Source organism: Peribacillus sp. NPDC097284 (assembly GCF_044761765.1).
In the GTDB taxonomy this organism is placed as follows: Bacteria; Bacillota; Bacilli; order Bacillales; family DSM-1321; genus Peribacillus.
In genome coordinates, this window is the sequence record NZ_JBIWCZ010000005.1 from 174,761 (window position 1) to 195,352 (window position 20,592).

The window sequence follows — 20,592 nt, forward strand, 5'->3', positions numbered from 1 at the left end:
AAAAAGGAATGTTACATTATTACTATCGAAGTCTATTATCGGTTTATACTTCCTCGCCAACATTCATCGTGAACTTTCTATGATGTTGATTTAAGGTAATGAGCGTCAGCAAACTAACAAGCATAAACCCTGTAATGACTAGCATACCTTGCTGTAAATTTAAGACACCTAATACCATCGGCCCAATAAAACCACCCAAGGATGACAGAGTACTTACGAGAGCGATTCCTACAGGTGCTGTAGATTCACTGAAGAAAAAGGTTAAATAAGCATAAAATGAACCCGAAATTCCATATAGTCCTGCGGAAGCTATTGAAAGCATTAAAATCATGAATGGTATGGTTGTAACAAATGCACAACCGATTAAGCCTACCATAGCAATCGATACACAAACAGCCAGATGTTGTTTATGCTTATTGGTTCTGTCCGCATTCCAACCAACAAATAAAATCGAAGGTATGGCAACCAATGGAGGTATCATTGCAAGCCAACCGACTTCCATGTTTGAAGTACCGGACGCAGAAAGATTCTTAATAATGGTCGGTATCCAGAAATTCAGACCGTTCACAGCTACAAATCCTGCAATATTAAATACTGACAGTTTCCAAACATTCGAATCTTTCAGCATACCCCTATGCGAGGTTTTATTATGTTTTGCAACTAACTTTCTTTCCGTTTCTAGTTCCCCTTCCAACCATGTCTTTTCTTCATTCGTTAACCATTTTGCATGGGCAGGGCGATTCGTCAAATAAAACAGCACAATTATACCTAACATTACAGCAGGGAGACCTTCGAGAATAAACATCCATCTCCAGCCAGATAACCCACCCCAAGCTATCTTATCGATAATCCAAGTTGAGAGTGGTGCACCAACTAATGCAGCTAATGGGAGGGCAACAAAAAACGCTGCAGTTGCTTTTCCACGTTCCCGGGCACGAAACCAATACGTTAAATATAAAATGATGCCAGGGGTAAATCCTGCCTCGGCGACACCTAACAAGAAGCGTAAGATATAAAGATGCACGGCCGATTGAACGAAACCAGTAAGTATGACTATGATTCCCCAAGTAATCATGATTCGAGCGATCCAAAACTTTGCCCCAACCTTTTGCAAAATCATATTACTAGGTACTTCAAATAGACAGTAACTGATATAAAAGAATCCTGATAGAAGTCCAAACATTTCGGCTGATAACGCCAGTTCAGCATTCATTTCTAACGCAGCATATCCCATATTAACCCGGTCAAGGAAAGCAACAATATACAAAACCAAAATAAAAGGCAAAATCCTTACCATTGTTTTCTTCAGTGTACTTTTTTCTATTTCCTGTATGTTGATATTCTGGCTCATATCTATTCCCTCCCACTGAATGGGTTTTCCAAAAGACTAATTGTCTCTATATAACTGAAACCAGTAAATGTCTTTCTCCTGTGAGGCTCTTCATCCAGACGTCCATTTTTTAAAAGAATGCTGAACAACTGCGTCCATTTTATTTTGTTAATGATTTTTTATCCCTCAACTTATTTATAGCTTGGTTCGCTGCCACTCTACCAAAAATGGCCGCTTTCCCTAAAGAACTCCCTGTCATGTACCCTGCTCCATGGAATCCACCAACCATCTCACCTGCCGCATACAAACCAGGAATCACTTCATTGAATGGATTGATGACTTCTGCTCTGGTATTAACCCGTACACCAGCGTATGTCGCTAGCATAGCCGCAACGGTTTCCATGGCATAATATGGTGCTTGTTGAATTGGCAACGGCGTTCCAAATGTATGAGTTAAAGTTCTTCTACCAAATACATCTTTTCCTGAAGCAATCCCATCATTATACGATGCGACGGTCTGGATTAAGCTTTCAGTAGGTAATTGAAGTATAAGAGCTAGCTCTTCTAAAGAATCTGCTTTCACTATTAAATTTTCTGAATATAAAAGATCAAAATCATATAGAGCATCGTTTTTTACACTTTCATTCATAACTGCTTGATCAAAGACTTGAAAGGTTTTTTGTTTTTGTTGTAATGCTGCATCGCCTAATAATTTGTAAGAAATCGATTCATTCACAAAACGGTTGCCTTCTTCATTTACAATGATGCCACCCTTATAGAATGTATGGGCTTGGCGCTTTCCCTCATTAGTCGATTTTGGATGAAAACCATATGTGCCTTTCAAATTCGGAAAATCTATTAACCATGCACCTGCAGAAGCGGCTAACTTTAATCCATCTCCTTGATTCCCGGTCCCTCCAAGGCGAATCGTCCCATCTAATTGAGGGGCATATAAATGTAGCATCTCTTCACTTTGAGAAAATCCACCAGTCGTTAAAATTACACCAGAATTGGCAAAGCATTCTTTTTTCTCACCTTTCTGTCCATATACCACACCTTTAACTGTATCTTCCTTGATGATCAATCGATTTACAGGACTATTCAAATACAAGATAGCTCCATTTTCCACTGCCTTATTCCTTAGCGTGTAAATTGCTTGCTCCGGTATGATTGTATGTCCTCTTGGATTAGAATGGCCACTCACTGCCTGACAATCTTGAAACTGAATACCATGTGCTACGAGCCAGTTATATGTTTCCAGTTGATGTTTTCCATACGCTTTTACTAGCGCCTCATCATTTTGATGCTGGCCAACCGTTAACATATCTTCTATTAAACTAGGAGTTGAGTCTTGGATGCCGAGACGTTTTTGAAAATCCGTTCCAGCAAAGGCCATAAAACAACCGCTTAAAAGGGAACTGCCCCCAATGGTATCTTGTTTTTCAAAGATAGCGACGCTTAATCCTTGCTCGGTAGCTTCCAGTGCGGCACATAGGCCAGCCATCCCAGCCCCGACAATAATCACATCTACTTGGTTCATTACCTTATACTTCCTTTGTTGCTGCTAACAAAACGCTTAGCCCGGCTTCACACACTTGCATATCATGCGTGTAATGCCCACCGCTAACACCAATCCCCCCAACGCACTCACCATCTACCTGGATTGGATATCCTCCACCAAATACCACAAGGCGATTTGTATGTACTAATCCAGCCATTAATGGTGGATCATCCTTCAAGCGATCATACCATTCATGTGTCGCACGATTATAAGCGGCTGCTGAAAATGCCTTATTTTGAGCGATTTCCAATGCCAAGACAGGCGTACCGTCCATAGCAGAAAACGCCTTTAAATTTCCCGCTTTATCCACGATAGAAATCGCAAAGTTCATGCCTAACTCTTTCCCTTTCTCTTCTGCCTTTTTAAGTATCTCCTTAGCCAAATCCAATGTAATTGTTTGTTGTGTGTAAACCTGTTTCAATTCTGTCATTATAAACTCCCCCATTTCATTATTTTGTAATTCCAACTGGCATTCCAGCACCAAATGCTTCTACAGAAGTTGCCGATATAGCCTTACTCTTTGGTAAAACTAAATCCACGATTACATAGGCTATATCGATGGGATGCAGCCATCCTGCCTTATTGATATTTCCGCCTAGTGCTGCGGTCATTTGCGTGTCGACAGGTCCCGGACATACTGCATTCACTCGCACGCCATAAGGTTTTAATTCTTCTCCCAATGCTTTCGAAAAACCGATTACAGCATGTTTTGAAGTGATATAAGCACTGCGATCCGGACCACCTTTAGTACCCCATATAGATGAAATGTTCACAATAACTCCATCATTTTTTTGCTTCATTTCCTTTACAACTTGTTTGCAGAAATAGTACGGGCCATGCACATTCACATCAAACATCCTTTGCCACTCATAAGTCGATGTTTCAGTAAAAGGTTTTAAAAGCATTGCTCCTGCATTATTAACTAAAATATCAACCTTCCCAAGTTGTTCCCTAACCTTCTCTACAACCGCCTCCACTTCCTCTTCATTCGCTACATCGCATGAAACGGCAATTGCTTCCGTGCCATAAGTGTTTTGAATAAACTCTGCCACGTTTTCACATTCCTGCAGATCTCGGGCGCAAATGGCCACCTTTGCTCCGTAGGAAGCCAGTAAAATGGCGGTTTCTTTCCCAATCCCCTTACTGGCACCTGTTATAAGTGCCACTTTTCCCTCTAGTTCCATTTAAGACCTCCTCCTTCATTAAATCGTTTGATAGCTATCTATATACGACACGGCATGTTTACCCGCACGACGTCCGAATACTAAGCAGCGCAATACGGATGTACCGCCTGGATATTTTCCATAATATATGCCTGACGTTTCACCAACAGCATATAAACCAGGAATCGGTACTGCATCACCTGTTAACACGCGACCTTCGACATCTGTTGCAAGCCCGCCGTTTGTAAATACATTGCAACAATGTATGGGATAAGCAATAAACGGCCCCTCATTAATAGGAATCGACCAATTCGATTTATTTAAAGCTAATGTCGTCGTCGCTAAACCATCTACTTTGTCATAAATGAATTCCCCAGTTGGACAATCAGCGTTAAAATTATCTACCGTTTGCACCAGGTTTTCACGATTTACATTGATTTTGTCGGCTAACTCTTCGATGGTATTCGCAACAATTGGTGGCCTATCGGTTTGTAAGGCCTCTTCATAATTTGGAATCGTATACATCTTTTGATCTGTAATCATATAGGCAACATGATTTTCGCATGTATAAAAGATTTTGCGTGCTACTTCTTCGTACTGCTCATCAATTGTTGATACACCTTCATCGGTAAAGCGTTCACCATTTTGATTCACCAAAATTGCGTATGGAAATAACATAACAGCCGCTTCCTCACGCTTACTCCTAGGGTCTACCGGCTCTGCATGAAAGGAATCGAATTGACCGTTTCCTGTTGCACCAATTCGCATCGCCATTCGAATAGCTTCTCCTTTATTAAACAAGCCACCTTCTGAAACCGGAGGGATTTTGTGTGCATCTCTCCCCACATATTGAGCCATCATTTCTTTATTGCCTTGAAATCCACCTGCCGCTAAAATTACGGCATTTGTTTTCAAGTAGATGCTACTGCCATCAGATACACGTACATGTAGTCCATTTACAGCTCCTGTATCATCAAGGGTTAAGTCCCAAGCTGTAGCCTCATATATAATTTCGACACCTAAAGCACGAGCGCGTAAACTTAACGTATCAACAATCGCTTTACCTCCCCCCACTGGTAATAAACGTGGCCGGGAAGCGGTTAAAAACATTGTAGGTAAGAAATCAAATTCAACCCCCTTGGATTCAACCCATCGTAACGTTGGCCCTGCCTCATTTTTCAATGTTTCAGCATATTCGAGATCAATTAAATTATCCGAAAAATCACGCATGTCACCTACCAAATTAGGTGCCGGTGTATCAATGTTTTCCATTCGCATATATGCAGCAGTCCAACGGGTATTCCCACCCCGTTTTTCAAATGGCGCACGTTCTAAAATTGCAATAGAGAGTGATTGGTTTTGAGCTTTTGCCTCTTCCGCTGCGGCTAAAGCAGCTGCTGTTCCAGCTGCTCCACAACCAACAATAACAAGATCATAATTTACTTCATCCATGTGCATTCACCACTTTCTCACTTTTCAGAATATTTTTCTTCCATTTTATTAATCTCATGTAATTTAAATAATTCTTGACGTTCTTCCCATGAGCAAATATATGGTGCTATATTTTTCTGTGACTGTTCTTGCTTTAAAACGTTCACTGCATCTTTTACTCCTTTAATGGCACCACGTAAAACCGTATTGGCACAAAGCATAACGCGATAACCCATTTCTTGTACTTCCGTTTGAGAAAATAGAGGGGTCTTTCCCCCTTCTACCAAGTTCAAAATAAGTGGAATGCCTGTGACTAATTTTGGAATTTCTACAATCTGTTCATATTCTTGTGGAGCTTCGATAAAAATGGCATGAGCACCAGCCTCTTTGTACGCATTAGCACGCTTGATTGCTTCATCAAAACCTAACACAGACAGTGCATCCGTCCGTGCAATGATTGCCAATCTTTCATCTTGACGCGCATCAAGAGCTGCATGTATTTTCCCTATCATTTCTTCTTGAGAAATCACTTCTTTACCATTAAAATGGCCACATTTCTTTGGCATGACTTGATCTTCAATTTGAATGGCAGCGGCCCCTGCCTTTTCTAATATTTTTATAGTTCGTTGCATATTAATAGAATTTCCAAATCCAGTATCTGCATCTACCACTAATGGAACCTTAGTGATATCGGACATCCATGAAACAACTTGTGCAATCTCTGTTAACGTCGTTAATCCCACATCCGCCCAGCCAAGTTGCGCATTGGCAATGCCTGCTCCTGTCACATAAATCGCTTCAAAACCTGCTTCTTCTAATATCCGAGCTGTCATACCGTCATATGCGCCTGGTAATAACAGTGTCTCTTGCTGCTGTAATAATTGATAAAATTTTTCTGTCTTAAGCATGTACTTCATCCTTTAACTAGTTACTTGTAAGTCATGTGCTACACTCTGATGAAAAATAATTGTAGATTCCTCAAAATGAAAGTTTTGATTGAATTGTATTCTTTGATCAAACACATGCACAACTTGGGAAATAACCCGCTTTCCAATCAACATGGAAACATAATAACTACCCTCATCAGGGAGAGTATAATGCTCTTTCAAACCCTCATGGAAATGGTACTGGACTTGATAAGGTCTTCCGAGTAGTGCAGTCATCGTTTCCACTTTTCCTTTTCGTAAAAGTTCTCGTAAATAAGTGGAACTTACCTTAGTACCATACATTTCATACTTTTCTACGGCATCCACGGATAGAAGTTGTTCACTGTGCTCTGCAATCGTTTTAATCGTTCCAGCACCCTTCGCTCCATACGTATAATCAAAACCAGCTACCACGTGTTTCACTAGTAAGTTGATTAAATATTCTTGCACAAATGTTTTCGGTGTTTGAGATGCAAATGTCTTTGTAAATTCCACAATGTAGAAAATATCTACACCCAGTGTCTTTAATTGTTGTACTTTTTGCTCCATTGGCATTAAATAATCGATTTCTTGATTTGAAAACACGGTTTTGGGATGTGGAAAAAAACTCATGACCGCTAAAGGAAGTCCTCTTAGCTTTGCTGATTTTTTAGCCTTTGTTATGACATGTTGGTGCCCCTTATGAACTCCGTCAAAAAACCCTAATGCCATTACGCTTGAACAACTATTAGATTGAACAAATGATAGATTTTGTTCATTTACAAGAATCACTTTCATCACTCTTGCCTACCTTCCATACATTAGCGAACTTCAATAGTAAAATTGTTCAGTTCCTTATCCTGCACAGTGTCACCCCAATACGTATTGCAGGAAGACCGTTCCTCTAATGTCCACTCAATCGGCTCCCAGTCCGGTTCAAAAATTTGATAACCACCTGAAAACAATTCCACACGACACCCACTTCCTGGGTCTATAACATATAGATAAATAGCTTGTGTTGCACCGTGCTTTCCTGGTCCGATAAATTGCAGTCCATTCTCTTTTAAAATATCCGCTGCTCGTAAGATATCTTGTGAATCATCCAACCAATATGAAATATGATGCAAACGAGCCGGAGTTGGTAATGTATCTTTCTTTAGTAAAGCAACATCATGAACCAAGGATGTTACACTTAACCAAGCTGCTAAAATACCATCATCACCACGCATATATTCACGCATGTTAAAGCCCAAAACATCCATTAAAAACTCGTATGAAGCGTTTACATCTGTAGACGTATGAATATTCACATGATCGAAGCGTCGAGGAGAAATACCCTTTCGCCATGATTGATATACCTGATTTTTTAATACCGATGCATTTCCATTTGTTGCTTTCGGCTTCTCAACATCATAATACAGCTCAAATGTATGGCCACTCGGCATCTTAAACCGGATTGAATCTCCTATTCCAACTGTTGTCCCTTTTGGATTTTCTTCAAAGGCCACTTCGTGTTTTTCCAATATTCCCTTGAAGCTTTCAACGCAATTTGCTGTTTTAGTACGCCAGCCAATATGTTTCACATAGCCTTCCTCTCCAGCTTCCAGGCTTAATGTGTGATGTTGAAAATCGCTATATGCACGCAAATAATGAACACCATTTACCTCCTCAGTTTCTTCCAAGCCGATCACTTCTTTGAAAAAGAATAGTGATTTATTTAAATCGCTCGTAACTAATGCAACATGTCCTAACTTCGCAATTTCTGGTTTCAATGCTCCTCTTCCTTCCTGTATGAAAACTCGATTAGCTTTGGTTCCATCTTACAAACTTTTTTTATTGAAAACTACGAATCATTTTTCTGAAATTCAATCAGTTTTCCATAAAGAACTACCTAATTTTCGCTTTATCCTCATTTGTCATAAACTGATAGTTTGCCACTCCTCGTTGTTCAATCGGAATAGCCAGTAAATATCCCGCAAGAGGTTCCCGCTTAACCTTGTCCTCTGGTAATGGTTCATATGCAGTCGTGACAAACAAGGTATCTAGGTTTTCACCACCGATTGTGCAAGAGGTCACGTGTGATAATGGCAGTTCAATTTCTTGAATGACTTCCATCTTTTTAGGACAGATACATACAATTCGCGTCGGTGTCTTTAAGCGAGCAGCTATGGTCCCACCTTTATATAAAGCTACCCATAGGTTTCCATCTGCATCGATTGCCATACCGTCAGGGAAACCTTCATCCATTTCAAAAGAGTAGATGATTTTTTCAAATTGGATTTCACCATTTTCTTTTAGCTGATATTGGAAAATCAGATGCTTAGAAGAGTCAATATGATAAAAATTATGGGTCTTGCGATTCCAATCCAATCCATTCGAAAATGTTATATTTTCCAGTTTCACAGAAATATTCCCACCAGCATCAACACTAAATAACTTGGAGTTTTCAAAAGGGTAATGTGACAATGCTGTATAAGGAGATTCTTTGAAGCGTTTAAAGAAACCGTCCGACAATCCTACCCAAATCTGTCCATCCGGGCCGCACTTGCCATCATTCAAATAATGAATATCATTGAGTCCATCTGGTAAGACAAAAGGGACTTTACTACCTTTTTTAAAATTCAAATAATACAAACCATCTTTATATATGCCAATAAACTGTCCATCCGCTGATGGCACAATAGATTTGATCCAACCTAGTGCATCATATACACTTTCTTGTTCCGTTTCCGGGTTGTACGTAATGATTTTCTTAGCCGTAATATCCAGCCAAATTAAACCATATCCTTCATGCCAAATCGGGCCATCTCCAAATTTCGCACGGTAGTTTCCACATTTTTTTATATTAATCACCCACTATTTCTATATCGTTCCACCCTGTCTTCCCTTCTGACATTTTAACTCGTTTTCACAAAGGTGAACTTGCATGGAAAACGGATAAAGTTCATAAAATCATTAGTGAATTGTAAAAAAAGAAAGAGTATTTATCTCTTCCTTTTCTTACGATATGAGAGGGTATTTACTTTGCGTGTTGCAATTGCTGTGCTACTTCATAAATCAAGTCTTCCTGACCCCCAACTGCCTTGCGCTTTCCTAGTTCTACTAAAATATCACGTTCATCTACCTGGAATTGTCTTGCAGCTTTTTCAGTGTGAAGTAGAAAACTCGAATATACTCCCGCATAGCCCATCATAAGGCTTGAACCCGATATTTCTTGTGGTCTCGGCAAGATTGGCGCTACAGTATTATTTGCCGTATCAATAATTTTGTATAAATCAATACCAGTTTGAATATGGAGACGATTTAAAACAGCAATCAATGCTTCTGTTTGAGTATTGCCACTACCTGCCCCAAGCGCACGTAGTGAACCATCAATATATGTAGCTCCTGCCTCAATAGCTGCTAGGGAATTCGCCATCGCTAAAGACATGTTATTATGTGCATGGAAGCCAATTTCACAGTGCACATGCTGCTTTAAGGCTTGGATGCGTTCCGTCACTTGATTCGGTAACAAATGCCCTGCCGAATCGGTCACGTAAATGATGTCCGCACCGTATTGCTCGAACAATTTCGCCTGTTCTACAATGACATCGACTTGTGCCATATGCGCCATCATTAGAAAACCTGCTGTTTTTAAACCTAATTCCTTACTCATGGCAATATGTTGTGCAGCTATATTCGCTTCCGTTACATGCGTTGCAATACGGGCCATTTTTGCCCCGACTTTAACCGCCTCTTTTATATCTTCCTTAATACCGATTCCTGGGATTAAAAGTACGGCTACTTCTGCCTGCTGACATTCATCGACAGCCGCTTCAATGAGTTTCAGTTCATCTACCAAGGAAAAACCGTATTGTAAACTGGAACCGCCAAGCCCATCTCCATGAGCTACCTCAAAATACTCCACTCCTGCCTGATCCAAACCTCTTGCAATATCTCTTACTTGCTGCTCGGTAAAAGCATGTTTCATTGAATGACTGCCATCCCGTAATGATACATCCAGCACATGAACATCCCTCATGAAACCGCTCCTCCCTGAGCCAACATACTCTTCGCCATTTCATTAGCCACACGCGCGGCCGCTGCGGTCATAATATCTAAATTCCCTGAGAAGGCTGGAAAGAAATCGCCTGCACCTTCAACCTCTAAGAATACAGAAATCTTATGATCTTCAAAAACAGGTTCTCCGCGTAAACGATAGCCTGGCACGTATTCCTGTACTTCTTGTACCATAGCTCGAATAGAGCTAATGATTGCTTCTTCCTTTCCCTTTTCTGAAACAAGGGCATGCACCGTATCTCGCATAATGATTGGTGGCTCAGCAGGATTAAGAATGATAATGGCCTTACCCTTTTTAGCACCGCCTACGACTTCGATTGCACGAGAAGTCGTACGTGTAAATTCATCGATGTTGGCGCGTGTGCCAGGGCCTGCACTTTTGCTCGCAACCGTGGCAACTATTTCGGCATAATCTACAGCTACTACACGATTGATAGCATGTACGATGGGAATTGTAGCTTGTCCACCACATGTCACCATGTTGACATTATCTTTATCAAAGTGCTCCGTTAAATTAACGGGTGGCACTGTGAAAGGTCCGATTGCTGCCGGTGTTAAATCAATCATCCTTTTACCCGCGGACTTGATTACCTCGTAATTTTCAGCATGTGCGTAGGCGCTTGTTGCGTCAAAAACGATATCAACAAGATCCAGCTGATTTTTCAACCCTTCTATCCCATTTTCAATCGTATGATAACCTCGATCTCTAGCTCGTTTTAAGCCTTCTGAATTCTTATCGATACCGATCATGACCGACATTTCTAATGCATCGCAACGTTCAATTTTATACATTAAATCGGTTCCAATATTTCCGGAACCGATAATTCCCACTTTTAGTTTTTCCATATTGTCACCTCAGTCTGAAAAAGTTACCTTCATATGGCCGTATGGGCCATAATCTATTTCAAATACATCTCCCGATTCAAACGGTACAGCCGCAGTGATTGCACCGGAAAGAATAAATTGTCCTGCTTTTAATGTAATATCATAGGCTTCTAACATGTTCGCAAGCCATGCCACGGCCTTTGCTGGGTTCTCCATGACAGCATTGCTAATTCCTTCATCAAAAACCGAACCATTTTTCATCGCTATAATCTTAATGTTTGCTAATTCATCCATTGTTGGTTGGGAAAGGACATCGCCTAGTATGGCACCGGCCGATGAACCATTATCAGCAACCGTATCCTCAAAACGGAATTTCCAATCTCTAATTCGGCTATCGATTATTTCAATTGCCGGTACCACCGCTTCGGTTGCCTTTAAAACATGTTCCGCCGTAATGTTCGGGCCTTGTAAATCCTCCCTTAATATGAAAGCGATTTCAAATTCTACCTTTGGACTGATAAAATTTGAAACGGATACTACACTATTATTCTCGAAAACCATATTGTTCAAAATATGTCCAAAATCCGGTGAATCAACACCAAACATGTCCTGCATGACCTTACTTGTCAAACCAATCTTCATGCCTACTAAATTAGCATTTTCTAATTTCTTTTGGATCTGCAGCAGTTGAATATGATATGCATCATCTACCGAGATTTTAGTTGTGGATGTAAAAGGTTCAATAGGTATCTTGTTTTTTTCAGCATCTAGTAATGCTTGGCTTGCTGATTGAATGTTCATACCTTCCCCCTAGACGACAGTTTGCAGTGAGTAATACTTTCCTGAATAGAATAATAATGGTTCTTTTTCTTCCAGGAGAATATCCTGAACTTTACCGATAAATAATGTATGATCCCCTTCGACATATGAAGAAACCACTTCGCAACTAATTTGAGCTAAAGCACCTGGTAGCACCGGAACCCCAGCCAATGTATCAAATTCAATATCCATTTCACCCTTCTTCTGTCCAGCAAATATCATCGAATATTCTTGCTGATCTTCGGCTAATATATTGACTCCAAATTGACCACTTTCTCGAATTTTGTTAAGACAGCGAGCATTTTCACCAATTGAAATAACAACTAATTTGGGATTAAGGGAAACGGACATGAAAGCATTTGCTGTCATCCCGTGCACCTTGCCATCATGCTTTGTTGTGATCACGGTCACGCCTGTCGAAAATTTCCCCATTGTATCTCGAAATAAACGATCGTCCATACAGATTCCCCTCCTTTATGCTTTAATGGTTGGATTATTTTCTGTATTCGCATCCATTTGATCTCCCCAATATGTGAAACCGATATCCATTTCATCAACCGTCCAACGAATTGGTTCCCAGTCTGGTTCAAAAATTAAATAGCCGTTTGTAAAAATCTCCAATCTTACACCACTACCCGGATCAATCGCATATATATACATGGCTTGTGAGATACCATGCTTTCCAGGTCCTTTAAAGAAGATTCCATTTTCTTTTAAAATATCTGCTGCTCTCAATAAATCTTGTGCATTATCTAACCAGTAAGCGATATGATGGACTTCATGTGTTGACGGTGAATTGGGATCGAAGCTAAAGGCAATGTCATGGACCAGTGGAGTGACACTCATCCAAGCGCCTACATACGTACCATCCGGTGCCTCTACATATTCACGGAGATTAAAACCTAGGTGTTCTTGCATGAAGTCTACCAATTCATTCGCAGGCAATGAACTTAATAGATTTACATGGTCAATTCTGCGCGGAGACACACCTTTGTTCCAAGATTTATGTGTTTGATTTTTTAGCACAGAACGTGTTTCTGGAGAAGCTAATGTTTTTTCCATATCGTAATAGATTTCAAAAGTATGACCGCTTGGTAGTTTGAAACGGAATGCCTTTCCTTGTCCTTTTTCGGTTCCTTCTTCTACCCATTTGATGGCTATGCCGCTATTTTCGAGTTGTTCAGCAAATAAATCGACATCTTCACGACGCTTTGTACGCCAGGCAATGTGATCTAAGTAAGCTTCCTCTCCAGCACGTATCGACAATGTATGGTGCTCGAAGTCACCCCATGCACGAAGATAATGGACGCCATTCACTACATCAGTTTCCTCTAATCCAACCACTTCTTTAAAGAACCAAAGTGATTTTTCTAAATCCGTACTCACTAACCCAAAATGACCCAATTTTGAAATTTCTGCTTTACTCATACCATTTCCCCCTTATCTAATTTATGCAAAGTATGTGTTTGCCTCTAAATCACACATAACCCGGCCATATGTCTCCAATAAACTTGACGGTGTAATGAAACCATGTAAATGCATGGTGATGAAATCACGATAAAATGTTTGGAATACATTGTTGTTATAAGCGAATATGGATCCTGATCCAGCTAACATCAAATCAAATGCTTCCTTACATAATTGATTAGCATAGCCAAACTGCGCTTTTATCCGGATACTTTCTTTCTGTGTAAAAACTTGCCCTTTTGTCGAATGGCCATCTAAATTCCCAATGGCATTTTCCAGTAACATTCGTGCACATTCCAGTTTCATATCAATTTCAGAAATTTGCAGATGCGTCACTGCCGCTTCATCCATTTTGTTGTAGAAGGTATTACCGATTCCCGCTTTTGCCACGCGCTCCATATGCAAATCAAAGCCACCAAGCGCGATTCCCAAAGCCGGAGCCACGATGGACAACGTTAACGATGGTACAAACGGTGTGCGATAAAGCGGATTATCCTTAAGTTCATCGATAACATAATGTCCTTGCTGCGCAAGACGATCCAATGACGTACGATGTTCCGGAATGAACACATCCTTCACGATAACACTGTTACTACCAGATCCCCGAAGACCCACAACGTCCCAGTCATCTAAAACCGTGACATCTTCTTTTGGAATAACCAGGATTGCCATCTCAACGCCGCCATTGCCATCATCAATTGGTGCACCAAAGTAAAACCAATCCGCGTATGGTGAACCGGAGACAAATGGCCATTTAGCATCTTTAATCATGTAGCCGCCATCTACTTTTTCAATATCAATGTGAATGGGTTTGAAATTCCCAGCTAAGACAACATCCCTATCTTGATTAGGTCCAAAAATATCCATCAGTGCTTTTCGACCAAACGCATACGAAATCATGTAATCCCGAATATTACTAAGCGAAACAAACCATCCAGCTGAAGCATTGCCACGACTAATTTCTGTTACAACATCAAAGTACGTGCGCATGTCCGTTTCATACCCCTTGAACATTTTCGGACGCAGAATTTTCAAAAGTCCTTTATCACGTATAGAATCAACGATCTTCGTAGATAATGTACTCGTTTGATCTATTTCTAGAGTAGCATCGCGTAATTCCTTTCGTAGTGATCGTGCGTTTTCAATAAGCATCTCACTGACGTTTTCTATATTCACTATGGCTTCACTCATCGTAATTCCTCCTTTCAATCATTTAGATTTTCATTTGAACTTTATCTTCGGTAAAGAAATGCTTCGTCTCATGCAAAAATTCTTCTCGTTGTTCAATCATTACCCAGTGTCCACATTTTTTGAAGACGCGCAATTCCACATTGGGCAAATGGTCAAGTGCATATAGACTACTTTGTAATGGTACGAAACGATCGTAGTAACCATGAATCAATAAAAACTCATTCTCCATCCGTTCAAGTGCAGTTTGTGGAATAAGCATTTCTGTCAACGAAGACTTGGTGAAGTTCTCTCGATATGAACGAAGAATTTCAGGACGCTGGAACATTGCAAAACGCTCATCTACTACCTGATCCACAAAATCCTTCATGCGATTCAAATCATGAACAAACCAGCTTAATAAGTTCCTTAAATTTTCTTTTGTCGGGTCTAGATGGAAACCGGAAAGTTTCATCAGTTCTGGAGTAGGCTCTTTTAAAAGGACCCCCGCTCCCATTAATACGATTTTCCCAAAGCGTTCCGGTGCCTGCATGTTCAAGTACATGGATACTACGCCGCCAAGAGAATTCCCTATTAAATTGGCTTTTTTAACTTGCAATGCATCCATCAAATCTAAAATTTGCTGAACTCGCATCGACATCCATTGCACACCATTTTCCGGATAAATTTCAGGATGATCCGTATCGCCGAAGCCGATTAAGTCTGGTGCAATAACATGGAAATCTTGTGCATATTCTTCTAAGACAAATTGCCAGTTGGCTTTTGCATTAGCTCCTGGGCCTGACCCATGAATGAAAATAACCGTTTCTTCATGTTCCTTACCACCCTCATGAAAATACGTTTCAAATTCACCCGTTTTAACTTTATTTTGTTTGATCGTCATATCTATACCTCCTAATTATTTTTAATTTCATGCCTTTTTAAGCTTTGAATATATTGCCCGGCAAGTTCTCCAGCCATTTTTCCAAATACAGCCCCGGAAGTTAAGCCGGCACCACCAGGATAGTTATCATAATACAACCCACCTACGATTTCACCAGCTGCGTATAACCCTGCAATGGGAGTGAAGTCGTTGTGTATCACTTGTGCCTGTTTATTGATTTTCAAACCTCCGTATGTGAACGTGATTCCGCAAGCTACTTCATAGGCCTCAAATGGTCCTTCATCTAATTTGTTGGCCCAATTCGATTTTGGTACAGCCAATCCTACGGCACTCTTGCCATCTAGTACATTGGGATTGAAAGCTACACTTTCAGAAACGGATTCGTTGAAAGTTTCCACTTCTTTTAAAAATCCATTTTTATTGATGCCATCCAGTTTGTCAGCTAATTCTTCTAATGTATTGGCCGTCACTTTGGTAATATGGCGACCATTGTATTCCTCTCGGATAAAAGGTTTAACCTTTGCATCAAAGATTTGCCATGCAACTTGTCCCGGTTGCTTTAAAATTTCTCTACCGACTTTCGCATAAATATAGTTACGGAAATTTTCCCCTTCATCAAAGAAACGCCGGCCTTGTTGATTAACCATAATGCCAAAAGGGAAACTTAACTTTTGAAAACCTTCCTTATAATCTTGAAGATATCGATCTCCACATACTGCATGTGCCCCTGACCAATTGCCAGTCGTACGCGCCCCAAGTGACATTGCCATCCGTAGACCATCACCAACATTATATTTACAACCTCTTGTATGAACCGTATCCCATCCGGGTCCTAAATACTGTGTCCTCATCGCCACATTGGCATGGAATCCACCAGATGCTAAGATGACAGCTTTACAGGAAATTATCCGTTCTTGGTCACCGTTGCGCACTATAACTCCTTCAATTGTGCGGTTTGCGGTTACGAGGTCGATTGCTGCTGTATCATAGTGAATTTTCACACCCAGTCGTAATGCTTCTCGGTGGAGAGCATCGACCAATCCTTTACCTCCACCAACGGCCTCAATGACCATTCCTCCCCAAAAATTAAACTTATTTTCCATTTTATAAGCCTGCCGACCGTAGATTGGAATCCAGTTAACATGATGTTCAGTGAGCCAACGAACGGTATCATAACTCATTTTTGTCATGATCGAAGCCAAATCATAATCCGTTCGATAGTTCGACATCACGGCAAGGTCATCAAAAAATTGCTCTTTCGTATAAGTACCAAAGTCAATTGTATTAAACTCCTCATCCGTCATGTCCGGTAATAGAGTACGGACTTGTTCACCATTTTCATAGGCGAATCGAATGGAGCCATGTGTATAGGCTGTGTTACCGCCTTTTTCTTCCGCGGATGATATTTCTAAAATCGTGACAGTCACGCCTTCTTCAGCTGCTGCAATGGCAGCACATAATGCAGCATTTCCCGCTCCAATGACCACGATATCCGTTATTTCCGACATTCTTTTCACTCCTATAATCTACCTATTTTATAAGCCTTTTAATAAGAGGTTATAAATGCCTATTAAAGAATTCTTGTATAAGATGATTGAATTGTTCTTTCTTTTCGATTTGCGTCCAGTGTCCACATTGACTGAAAACATGTAATTGCGCATCATCAAGATAGTCCATTAAATAATAGCTAGATTCAATCGAACACACTTTGTCATCTCTACCATGAACAAGAAGAATGGGATTTTTAATGCGACCTAGCGCCACTGTTGGAATCGGTACAGCTGCCGTTGAAAAAATGGAATTGTTAGAACGACGTACCTCTTCACGCATCGCATTTTCAAACCGATCATCTGTCAAGCCATCTATAACTGGCTGCATCTTTTCTTTATCGTATACAAACCACCCCATGATTTGCTGTAATCTTTTTTTGGAAGGGCTATCGTAAAATGACTTAGCACGCGCTAATTCTAGGCTTAATTTGGTATTAGGTGTACCACCGGGTCCCATTAAAACAATGCGGTCAAATCGCTCAGGGTATTCTAACAATAGCTCTAGCGCAATAGAACAACCAAGTGAATTCCCGACTAGATGAACTTTTTCTAATTCATAGTAATCGAGAATTTCCATCACTTGTTCGATCCAGCAGTCCATCCAAGCTTGACGATTCTTCAATGGCTCTGCTGGATGGTCGCTTTTGGCAAACCCATATAAATCTGGTGCCAAGCAGTGGAATGTATCGGCACAATCGGCTAAAGCATAGCTCCAATTCGCAATGGATGTTACGCCTGGACCTGAACCGTGTAAAAAAAGGATCGTTTCATCATTTTTTTTGCCCGTTTCATTCATCCAAGTCGTATATTCCCCTGTATTAATGTGCTTCGAAGTAATTAATTTCTCTTCCCTTGTCATTTTCACACTTCATTCCTCCTTTAAGCTTCTATCGTTGGTACTATAAGTGCATTTCCCGTAATACTGTCACCCCAATACGTGTTACCAAATGCCCTTTCCTCAGGTCGCCAAACAACCGTTTCCCAGTCTGGTTCGAAGATCAGGTAGCCTCCCGTGAATAGCTCCACCCGACATCCACTTCCAGGGTCAATGACATATAAATAAATAGCTTGTGAAACACTGTGTTTTCCAGGACCAATGAATTGAAGTCCATTTTCTTTCAATATATCTGCCGCTCTCATCAAATCTCCTGAACTATCTAACCAATAAGAGATATGATGGAAGCGGGCTTTCGTTTCCAATGAATCATGTGCTACAAGTGCAACGTCATGTACTAGAGGTGTCACGCTCATCCATCCAGCTAACAGCTTACCTTCTACTGTTTCAATGCACTCATTGATACGGAAGCCCAATTCTTCTACAAAGAAATCGAAAGCGCTATTTCCTGGGGCACATGTATGGATATTCACGTGATCAAGACGACGAGGAGAAGCTCCCTTTGCCCAAGACTTATATGTTTGATTTTTCAATACAGATCGCCGATGATCGTCCACTTCTCCTTTTTCAACATCGTAATATAGCTCTAGCCTGTGACCTGATGGGGCAACAAATTGAAAGGCCTCTCCAATTCCTGGTGTCGTTCCCGCTGCTACATGCTCTATGCTATAACCTTTCGTTTCTAGTTGTTCTTTGAATAAGTACAAATCTTCTGAACTTTTCGCGCGTAAGGCGATGTATGTCACTTTTCCCATCTCACCTGGTGAAATAGATAGAGTATGATGTTGAAAATCGCCCCAAGCTCTAAAATAATACGTATCTTGTACTTTTTCTGTTAACTCTAGTCCAATAACATCTTGGAAAAAGGTAACCGACTTTTCGATGTCTGAAGACTCTAAAGCTACATAACCTAACTTTGCAATTTGTGGTTTCACACCTAAACCCTCCTTACGGTTTTCATGTTAGAAAAATGAAAACCATTCACTACCCTATATCGTCTCCTCTATTTTTCAAAAGATAAATTTAATAGCGGACTTGATTTGGTTCTAATCCTGATAAGTGACGACCAAAATTCTCAAGAGTGATTACTGGCGACAATGAACGATGTGAATGCAAAGTAATGAAATCGCGAATTAAACGTTGCATCGGATTGCCATCATATACAAACCCTGATCCACCGATGGATAAAAGTTCTTGCATCGCTTCGTTCAATAGACGATTACTATAACCGATATCGGCAAGTATCTTTAGACGTTCTGATTTTGGCATGATTGTTAGCTTATTCGCCCATTCATCAATGCTCTTTGCTATATTCATTAAATAGATTTCGGCAGTTTCTACCTTTAATGTTGCTTCGGCAAGGATGCTATGAGTACTTGCTGCATCCTTAATCATTTTGACGCCCATATGTTGCGCGGTTCGATAAGGTAAACTTTGATGGAACAAACGTAGCATTTCTTGCATCACACCTAATCCCGGTAATGCTAAAGATAATATGAGACAAGGGAATAATGCCGAACTATATAGTGGATTATCTCGCAGATGCTCCGATTGGAAATGTCCATCCAATACATTGACAAAAGACGTACACCGATGTTCCGGTATGAATACATTCTTCATGTGAACCGCGTTACTGCCCGTACCACGTAATCCAAGAGTGAACCAATCATCTTCCACTTCTAACTCTTCGAATGGCAATGTCATCAAAAGTTGCTCTTGAATATTTCCGAGATCATCTTTTAAATACATGCCGAAGTAACCCCAAGTAGCATGCAGTGAGCCCGAACAGAACATCCAATGCCCTTCTTCCACTATGTAACCGCCTTCAACTTTCTTAACAGTACATGAACGGGGCTCATACACTCCTGCAAACAACACGTCATCCGGATCCCCACTGAAAATTTCCAGATGTGTTTTTTCGCTGAAGGATTCAGCAACCATCATTTCACGAATCGCACATAAAGAAGCAACCCAACCTGTAGAAGCGCATGCTTTTGATATTTCTAAAATAACTTGGCTATAAGTTTGGATATTAACTTCTAACCCACCATACCTGGCTGGACGCAGCATCTTGAAAATGCCATGATCTTTTAATTGTTGGATTGTAGAGTTTGGAATGCGACGGAGAGTTTCAGTTTCCTTTACTCGATCGCGAATATCGTTAGCTATTTGCTTAGCATTATGAATCGTTTCTAATTCTTTTTCATTCAAGGTGATTGTCATATATCCAACTCCTTTGTTTAATTAATATTTAATATATCAAACTGCAAGCTATTAAACTTTAGTGAAATGTCTTGAATTTTCATGATGAATTCTAATAAAAACTGCTTAATTTTATTTAATTGCATTTCTCCTATGAAAGTTATTAACCCAATCACATGGGAAATCAACCTATTTAACGGTATTGGAAAACCGAAAAAACCAGTTTCATAATAAATGGGTTATAATTCCTACAAAGTTTACATTTTCCATTTATTTCTGTTAGAATGTTTTTTGTAAGCGCTTTATTTTTGTAG

Annotated in this window: 20 protein-coding genes; all 20 read right to left on the minus strand. The window is 40.3% G+C overall.

Going from position 1 to position 20,592, the window contains the following annotated elements:
- Positions 1–43 precede the first annotated feature (43 nt).
- Positions 44–1,351 (minus strand): MFS transporter, encoded by a 1,308-nt coding sequence (locus ACIQXU_RS12490; RefSeq protein WP_402989726.1) that lies wholly within the window; start codon positions 1,349–1,351, stop codon positions 44–46.
- 139 nt (positions 1,352–1,490) lie between these two features.
- Positions 1,491–2,870 (minus strand): FAD-dependent oxidoreductase, encoded by a 1,380-nt coding sequence (locus ACIQXU_RS12495; RefSeq protein WP_402989729.1) that lies wholly within the window; start codon positions 2,868–2,870, stop codon positions 1,491–1,493.
- Positions 2,871–2,874: 4 nt separating this feature from the next.
- A complete protein-coding gene (locus ACIQXU_RS12500) occupies positions 2,875–3,321 on the minus strand; it encodes a GlcG/HbpS family heme-binding protein (protein ID WP_402872423.1) in 447 nt (148 codons plus the stop codon).
- A 19-nt stretch (positions 3,322–3,340) separates the two neighbouring features.
- Positions 3,341–4,075 carry an SDR family NAD(P)-dependent oxidoreductase gene (locus tag ACIQXU_RS12505; RefSeq protein WP_402989732.1) on the minus strand — a complete coding sequence of 245 codons (735 nt, stop codon included), beginning with the start codon at positions 4,073–4,075 and terminating at the stop codon, positions 3,341–3,343.
- Positions 4,076–4,093: 18 nt separating this feature from the next.
- Positions 4,094–5,506: an FAD-dependent oxidoreductase gene (locus ACIQXU_RS12510; RefSeq protein ID WP_402989735.1), complete on the minus strand. Its 1,413-nt coding sequence runs from the start codon at positions 5,504–5,506 to the stop codon at positions 4,094–4,096.
- A 17-nt stretch (positions 5,507–5,523) separates the two neighbouring features.
- Entirely contained in the window at positions 5,524–6,393 is an 870-nt protein-coding gene (locus ACIQXU_RS12515; protein ID WP_402989738.1) for an isocitrate lyase/PEP mutase family protein, read from the minus strand.
- A gap of 12 nt (positions 6,394–6,405) precedes the next feature.
- Complete coding sequence (locus ACIQXU_RS12520; protein ID WP_402989823.1) at positions 6,406–7,188, minus strand: FAD synthase; 783 nt, start codon at positions 7,186–7,188, stop codon at positions 6,406–6,408.
- A 23-nt stretch (positions 7,189–7,211) separates the two neighbouring features.
- Positions 7,212–8,162, minus strand: a complete 951-nt coding sequence (locus ACIQXU_RS12525; protein ID WP_402989741.1) for a VOC family protein — start codon at positions 8,160–8,162, stop codon at positions 7,212–7,214.
- A gap of 115 nt (positions 8,163–8,277) precedes the next feature.
- Positions 8,278–9,243, minus strand: coding sequence for an SMP-30/gluconolactonase/LRE family protein (locus ACIQXU_RS12530; protein ID WP_402989744.1), 966 nt, complete (start codon positions 9,241–9,243; stop codon positions 8,278–8,280).
- A 166-nt stretch (positions 9,244–9,409) separates the two neighbouring features.
- A complete protein-coding gene (gene dmpG / locus ACIQXU_RS12535; protein WP_402989747.1) occupies positions 9,410–10,411 on the minus strand; it encodes a 4-hydroxy-2-oxovalerate aldolase in 1,002 nt (333 codons plus the stop codon).
- A complete protein-coding gene (locus tag ACIQXU_RS12540) occupies positions 10,408–11,295 on the minus strand; it encodes an acetaldehyde dehydrogenase (acetylating) (protein ID WP_402989750.1) in 888 nt (295 codons plus the stop codon). Before ACIQXU_RS12540 ends, dmpG begins: the two co-directional genes overlap by 4 nt.
- A gap of 9 nt (positions 11,296–11,304) precedes the next feature.
- Entirely contained in the window at positions 11,305–12,075 is a 771-nt protein-coding gene (locus ACIQXU_RS12545) for a 2-keto-4-pentenoate hydratase (RefSeq protein ID WP_402989753.1), read from the minus strand.
- Positions 12,076–12,084: 9 nt separating this feature from the next.
- Entirely contained in the window at positions 12,085–12,552 is a 468-nt protein-coding gene (locus ACIQXU_RS12550) for a flavin reductase family protein (RefSeq protein WP_402989756.1), read from the minus strand.
- Between the two features lie 15 nt (positions 12,553–12,567).
- The gene (locus ACIQXU_RS12555; protein ID WP_402872389.1) at positions 12,568–13,521 is read right to left on the minus strand and encodes a VOC family protein; all 954 of its coding nucleotides are present in this window, start codon (positions 13,519–13,521) and stop codon (positions 12,568–12,570) included.
- Positions 13,522–13,542: 21 nt separating this feature from the next.
- The gene (locus ACIQXU_RS12560; RefSeq protein WP_402872387.1) at positions 13,543–14,751 is read right to left on the minus strand and encodes an acyl-CoA dehydrogenase family protein; all 1,209 of its coding nucleotides are present in this window, start codon (positions 14,749–14,751) and stop codon (positions 13,543–13,545) included.
- A gap of 22 nt (positions 14,752–14,773) precedes the next feature.
- Positions 14,774–15,631, minus strand: a complete 858-nt coding sequence (locus ACIQXU_RS12565; protein ID WP_402989760.1) for an alpha/beta fold hydrolase — start codon at positions 15,629–15,631, stop codon at positions 14,774–14,776.
- 11 nt (positions 15,632–15,642) lie between these two features.
- Complete coding sequence (tcuA, locus tag ACIQXU_RS12570; RefSeq protein WP_402989764.1) at positions 15,643–17,139, minus strand: FAD-dependent tricarballylate dehydrogenase TcuA; 1,497 nt, start codon at positions 17,137–17,139, stop codon at positions 15,643–15,645.
- 49 nt (positions 17,140–17,188) lie between these two features.
- On the minus strand, positions 17,189–18,040 hold the full coding sequence (locus ACIQXU_RS12575; RefSeq protein WP_402873160.1) for an alpha/beta fold hydrolase: 852 nt from the start codon (positions 18,038–18,040) through the stop codon (positions 17,189–17,191).
- Positions 18,041–18,060: 20 nt separating this feature from the next.
- A complete protein-coding gene (locus ACIQXU_RS12580; RefSeq protein WP_402989767.1) occupies positions 18,061–19,011 on the minus strand; it encodes a VOC family protein in 951 nt (316 codons plus the stop codon).
- 88 nt (positions 19,012–19,099) lie between these two features.
- Positions 19,100–20,299 carry an acyl-CoA dehydrogenase family protein gene (locus ACIQXU_RS12585; RefSeq protein ID WP_402989772.1) on the minus strand — a complete coding sequence of 400 codons (1,200 nt, stop codon included), beginning with the start codon at positions 20,297–20,299 and terminating at the stop codon, positions 19,100–19,102.
- Between the last annotated feature and the right edge of the window lie 293 nt (positions 20,300–20,592).